At 39.4% G+C, this 6,077-nt stretch carries 6 protein-coding genes; 1 reads left to right on the forward strand and 5 read right to left on the reverse strand.

The annotated features are described in order from the left end of the window. The coding region (locus tag VB740_RS35335; protein ID WP_323204465.1) for a GUN4 domain-containing protein at nucleotides 1-1,239 on the forward strand (1,239 nt) is incomplete at its 5' end. A 13-nt stretch (nucleotides 1,240-1,252) separates the two neighbouring features. Here VB740_RS35335 and VB740_RS35340 read toward each other — a convergent pair. The 5 genes from VB740_RS35340 to VB740_RS35360 all read right to left on the reverse strand — a co-directional run bounded on the left by VB740_RS35340 (nucleotide 1,253) and on the right by VB740_RS35360 (nucleotide 5,932). Continuing rightward, the gene (locus tag VB740_RS35340; protein WP_323204466.1) at nucleotides 1,253-2,062 is read right to left on the reverse strand and encodes a transposase; all 810 of its coding nucleotides are present in this window, start codon (nucleotides 2,060-2,062) and stop codon (nucleotides 1,253-1,255) included. Between the two features lie 57 nt (nucleotides 2,063-2,119). Further along, nucleotides 2,120-2,569, reverse strand: a complete 450-nt coding sequence (locus tag VB740_RS35345) for a hypothetical protein (protein WP_323204467.1) — start codon at nucleotides 2,567-2,569, stop codon at nucleotides 2,120-2,122. A 1-nt stretch (nucleotide 2,570) separates the two neighbouring features. Further along, nucleotides 2,571-4,013 carry an SAM-dependent methyltransferase gene (locus tag VB740_RS35350; protein ID WP_323204470.1) on the reverse strand — a complete coding sequence of 481 codons (1,443 nt, stop codon included), beginning with the start codon at nucleotides 4,011-4,013 and terminating at the stop codon, nucleotides 2,571-2,573. Beyond that, on the reverse strand, nucleotides 4,010-4,672 hold the full coding sequence (locus VB740_RS35355) for a restriction endonuclease (protein ID WP_323204468.1): 663 nt from the start codon (nucleotides 4,670-4,672) through the stop codon (nucleotides 4,010-4,012). Before VB740_RS35355 ends, VB740_RS35350 begins: the two co-directional genes overlap by 4 nt. Before the next feature lie 453 nt (nucleotides 4,673-5,125). Further along, complete coding sequence (locus VB740_RS35360) at nucleotides 5,126-5,932, reverse strand: hypothetical protein (RefSeq protein ID WP_323204469.1); 807 nt, start codon at nucleotides 5,930-5,932, stop codon at nucleotides 5,126-5,128. Nucleotides 5,933-6,077: the final 145 nt, after the last annotated feature.

Here is a 6,077-nt window from a genome sequence, read left to right on the forward strand (position 1 = left end):
GAACCATTTAAAAAAGCTGAGTTAGCTAAAAAACTTAGTCGCTTAGAAAATTTTAGCTCTGGTAGAATACCTGATAATTTACGGGAACGAGCGTTAAAATTAGCAGATGGAAATCCTCGATTGTTGGAATTCCTCAATGATGAATTAAGCAATATAGATGTAGAAACGAGATTAACAAAACTAGAACAAAGCCCTGAATTATGGAAAGCTCAAATCATTTGGGAGGAGCTATATCAGCTAATTGATGAGCCACTACAAAAGATTCTTAGCTATTGCTTAGTTTATGATATTCGTGTTCCAATGGTAGCTTTAGAAGCGGCTTGTGATGAGCTTCCTAATTATCAACAGCAATTACAAACAGGGCTAAAACTGGGACTGATAGAAGTCAGCCCCGAACCAGACGAATCCAAACGGCTTTATCGAGTTTCACGCATTCTTCCCCACATCATCCCCACTATCCGCCTCCCTAAAGCACCAGAAGTATATTCTCTCTACCAAAAAGCTCATGAAAAATTACATGAATTGTGGGGTAACAAAGAGAATGAAAGCGAAGAAAAATGGCAAGAAATCTTTCGCTTAAAATTCGCCAACAAAGAAAATCCTGAACGATTTAGGCAAGGCTTCTCCCAGATGTTGGCAGTTCAACATAACTTAGAAGCCGATAAAGCTTTTGAAAGAGAGTTGAGGAAAGTTGCTGATGATTTGGTAAAAGATGGACTATGCACTCAGTTGGAAAACTATCTTCAGCAGAAACAGTGGAAAGAGGCAGATGAAGAAACTGCTTGGATTTTTTGCCAAGTCATGGTTAAAGAAAAATATAAAAATGTGGTCGAACTGCTGAAGAGTTTCCCTTGTGAAACTCTTAGGGAAATCAATAGCCTCTGGCTTCAAAATAGTAACAATAAATTTGGCATTAGCATCCAAGCAGCGATTTTCCAAAGTCTCGGCGGGACGGACAGCTATAACGATGATGTTTGGGAAAAGTTTACTGAACAAGTAGGCTGGAATCAAAGCTATAATGCAATACTGAAAGATGTGTTAGAGGAGACAGTGCCAGAAGTGCCAGAAGCATCAAGAACAACGTCGTCGTCTTCATCTTTACCAGTATTTATTTATACAGTTGGCAGTATGCCTCACAAAACGAAACAACTCAGTCCCAAGGCCCGGGAGAACGTGTACGGGGATTTTCATAGACGGGTCTCTTCTCTCGCGCGGAGACTGGTAAAATGTAACATCTAAGGCTTTCAGACATTTATAAAGATTTATTACCAAGTCCAGATTTACGGTAGGATAAACCTTCCCGAATTCCGATACCTGGCACTGGGGAGTAATAACAATTCGCCTGAATAAATTTTGTTGCTACCTCATGCACCTCCGTACTCTCGGTTACTCGCTGCTTGTCCCAAGGTAAACTCATCTGCCCTGGTGATGGCTTTTTTGCCTTCCCACCCTTCATTACTGATGGTAAAAAATTGCTACCCCAGTGATTTCGTTTTTCTGGTTTAGCTTGTGGTCGATATTTTTGGCAAAACCTGCGATATTTAGCCGCACACTCTTCCAAAGTTCGACCCAGCCGTAAAAACGCCGGATGCCATTGCTTAATGCCATCATTGCTCAAACGGTCATGAGTGCCATAGTTGCTGAAGTCGTAGAAATAACCCTGCTGCATCCCGGCCGCTTTGGGGTTCGCGTGAATATATCGCAGGGTATTTAAAGCCCGTCGCTGGTCGGTATTAGCAAAACCCATGCTGTGATATCGCTTCTCCCAAAAGTGACCTGTGCGGTTTAACATTCGATTGAAGCACATAGCCGTATACCAGTTGAGCCAGTGCATGATTTTGGGAAGGTCTTCAGGCTGTTGGGGTTCAAGTAGGTAATGTACGTGGTTCGACATTATACATAAAGCATAGAGCTTAAACTTATATTTCTCCTGTGCTTTCTTAATGGCATAAAGAAAGACTTCACGGCATTCCAACCGCGTGAGACGAAATTCTCGATTATTGCAGCGGGTTGTAATGTGGTAGCAAAATCCAGATTGCAAGTTACGTTTTGGACGAGACATTACAATACGTAAATGACAATATGAATAGTTTAGTTTATAGACTGCTGTACAGACTCACTACCTCTCCCAATCCACCAACACCCCATCCACAATCGCAATCCCCCACTGCGGACACTTCGCCAGCAATTTCTTGATCACAATTTGCAAAGCCGGGTCATCATTCCAGCAACCCTGCAAGAACTCAAACCCCGGATTCTCCCCTGAATTCGCCGCTCGATTCAGTTTTTCCCTTCTTACAGGTCGCACATTTGACCTCGTTACAATCGCCTCATGCGACCACTTTTCGGGATTTGGCACGGACGCGGTGGAACCTTCACCCTCATCAACGGCTTTGACTTCTACACCCGAAACTGAATTTTCAGCCAACAACGAAGCGGAATTACCTGCTTCTACTTGCCTCTGTGTTTGATTAGCGATCGCTGAAGTTAAAGGTTTTTCAATTTCGGCAGGTAGCGCGGCGGGACAAGTGCCTTTATGAAAACCAATAATTGTATTGCTAAACAGCACATTAAAGTACTAGCTTTGCTAAAGCTGCCAAGTTTAAACTATTTAAAATACTAGATTTAATTGGACGTTTTTCATCCCAAAATATTAGAGATGAATAAAAATCTTTCGCTAATGAAGAAGTTAGAAGTTGATATGATTCGTATGCACTTTCCTCATCAAAAAAGCTGAGAAAATAAACAGTATCATCAAAAACAACAGGCTTTTGATTTATTTGACCGACTAACCTAAAACTTAATTTTTTGTAAAGTCCACATATTGCTATTTTCCAAGGTGCAAAAGTATATGAACCAACACCAAAAATAGAGAATTTAGGGCTATTTTGATAAATTTTACTTTTTCTACTATTTAAAAGACTTTCGTGCTTTTCTAAATATGCCCATGTTTTAGGCGCTAAATATTTTATAGATTCAGTAGACTCGCCAACGAGACTTTGAGTAACTAACATATATCGATCAGTCGCTTTTGTTTTATTTTGGGCAACGGAAGAACCTTTGATTAAAGGGAAAATATAAGTTTCTTCGAGTTCATAAGATTCTCCTAACCCGTTTATAAAATAGTCATTATTTTTGCGAAATTCCATTACGCTAGCGCAATCATGCTTAATACCAGAACGCCATTTTGTTTTTGATTGTTTATTATATAAGTCTTCTACTTGTTTAAATGTAATTAAATCCCTAACAAGAATATTATTTGAATAGCCTATACGAGAGCAAACTAAGCTTTCAAGACTATTAAATACATCACAATAATACTTCTGTGAGTTTGAATCAAATTTGCAGAAAAATAAGCAAGCTTCAACAGCAGCATCAAAATATTTTTTAGAATCTATCTTGTAAACTGCACAGTAAGCAAGATTTAGCTTTTCAGAATAGATATAATTTAATATTTTTCTAGAAACCGAAGTTTTACAAAGCACCGCTAGATAACTATTATGCTTCTGTAAGTATTGTACAAACTGTATGAGCATCCATTCTGATATATCAAAATTACTTTTTCCCGTAATTGCATCTAAACCAGTATGATTTTGAAAATTGCTCTTTTTGGGCAAATTTACGCCCCCAATACTACCCTGCTGTGAGTTTGTTACCCAAGGTAAATTACCAAGCACTAATATTTCTTCATTTGATTCACCTATTAGTGATAACCAATCTACTTGAAAAAAATCTTCACATTTAATTTCAATTCTTTGGTCATGTAAAAACTTTTCTTCTTCTAGAATCTGTCTAAAATAATCAAGGCTCAATTCAATTCCTACAATTTTTTTTGCTGATTCAAAACAAGATGAGGCAGCTTCAACAAAATTTCCTATTCCACAGGTAGGCTCAATTATAATATCTGGCTTAACACCAAGCTCTACTAGCTTTTTACATACCTGATCGGCTAATTCTATCGGCGTTTGAAAATCACCGTATTCTATTTTAAGTTTCTGAACAATACGCATCAGGGATTAGCTCTATAAACGGTAATTATACCTTTTTCTTGACCAGCACGTTCTATCACTCTCCCATACTGAAGCCGCCATTGCAAAGCATTGGAAATAGTTAAAAATCCCTGTAAAGGTGGATTGATCAATATTTCATCCGCGATGTTACTTGCTTCAAGTTCGTCAACAGGCAAATTGCGGTCGAGCATAAAAGAAATTAGGTCATCTTTATTACCTTCGTTTTCTAAAATATTAGAAATTCCACGTGTCATCTGGAAATCTGCTGTTCTTTCAGCGCTTACGTAAATCGTATGCAAAATATTCAGAGTTGCCGTGCGGTTTATACTATTATCTGCCTTATCGTAGACAAAGATAAGCAACGAATAGCCAAGCCCAAAAATTTTTTGACGCGCAGATTTGAATGGGCATGATGATTGTGGTTGTCTAATACTTGTTACCTTCATATCTATAAGCAACCCCGGAAAATCAATACCACTTGCAGAGTTTCCTTGTATGAAATCGTACTTAGCTTTTAAGTAAAGTCGAAATTTCTGTTCCAGGTAAGTTCCGACAGCTTTTCCATCAGTAACACCATACAGCAGAGGTTCTGGATGCTGAGACTCGGCTAATGAAAATATTTCAGCTTCTAAGCAGAGGATTTCTGCTGTCAAGATCGGCATAGGTAAAGGAAAACACAGGGTTAAACACCATATTTTATATTGAAGCCACTGCTTTTCAATTATTGAAACTCAATTAACTCAAAATACAGCACTTACGGCAGCTATGAAGTACATCCCCAAATCTGAAAGCTTTGATAGGAGAGGGCAAGGAGAAAAACTGTATTGCTGCATAATAGCCAGGAAGCGCTGTATACAAGGAATTTTTATCAAAGTGAGGCAATGGCTACAATGTGTCCAGCAATTTTTACTCATTGCACTCAAGTAATTTCCCATCTATAACTGCTACCCTCCATTAGGGAAACCTGACCAGCAATTTCTTGATCACAATCTGCAAAGCCGGATCGTCACTTCAACACGAGAGCAAATACTTGAAACCTGAGCTTTTTCTAAAAATCCCTACCAAATTCAGTTTTTCAATCAACACCAGATGCGATCCAGACCGCGCAACAATAGTCAAAGCAGACTCATCTGCTCAACAATACGTGTTTCTGCGCGGGATGGCTTTAACTCTTCTGTTGCTGGCTGATCCACTAGGGCTGAAACTTCCGACTGAGTATCACTAGCCAAAACCCACGAAGGCATCTTGATATCTTGCTGATTATTCTTAACCTTGGTTTTTGCAGCCATAGCCACTGACGGAATTAGGCGCTCACGGTAAAACTTCTCCTGCAACCCGGACAATACAGCAAGCACACCCAACTCTGACCACACACCTAAGTCTTCTCCATTGAGGGTAATTTGGTAGTATCCGCACTCTAAGCGATCGCACTTTACAGGATACCCCAACTCATGACATTTCTTGATCAGACTCAATACTTGGGGTGGGTATGTGGCTGGGAGTATGATTTTTTGCCCACAATTTGTGGACATTTTCTCCTTAGTAACAGTTCCTAACCCAACTTCCCCACCCCAAAGATTAGGCAGATATCGTTGGATAACTTCACGTCCAACTTGATGCCGATGGCAGAAATCGCCAGTTTTTTCGTAGCAGCACAATGTCATGTCATGTGAGTTTTGCTGCTGTTTTGCAACCCAAATATTAATCAGCTGCTGCCTACAAAGCAAAATTTCGTGGAATTGGCGGGTGTATTCTTGTTCAGCATTAGTATCTGACGCTGAAGACTTCCACCATTTCAGTAGCTCTGGCGTTGGAGCAAATAAAGGTAAATGCTTGCCTTGAAAGCCTTTTGGAGGATATAGAGAGATAGAGACGGCTTCACCTCTGATTTCTCCTGCATAGTAAGAGGTAAAAATAGTCACTTTTTTTTCTCCTCATTAACTACCTCTTGACATATAAGCTGGTGGAAACTGTATCCACCCGGAATATCTTGACAATTCCAAGTTTGTAAGTAGGGCTTGCTGAAAAATAAAGAAAAGGTGACAGTATCTAAATTATTAGACTCTA

The sequence above is a fragment of the Nostoc sp. UHCC 0251 genome, assembly GCF_034932245.1.
GTDB lineage: Bacteria > Cyanobacteriota > Cyanobacteriia > Cyanobacteriales > Nostocaceae > Nostoc.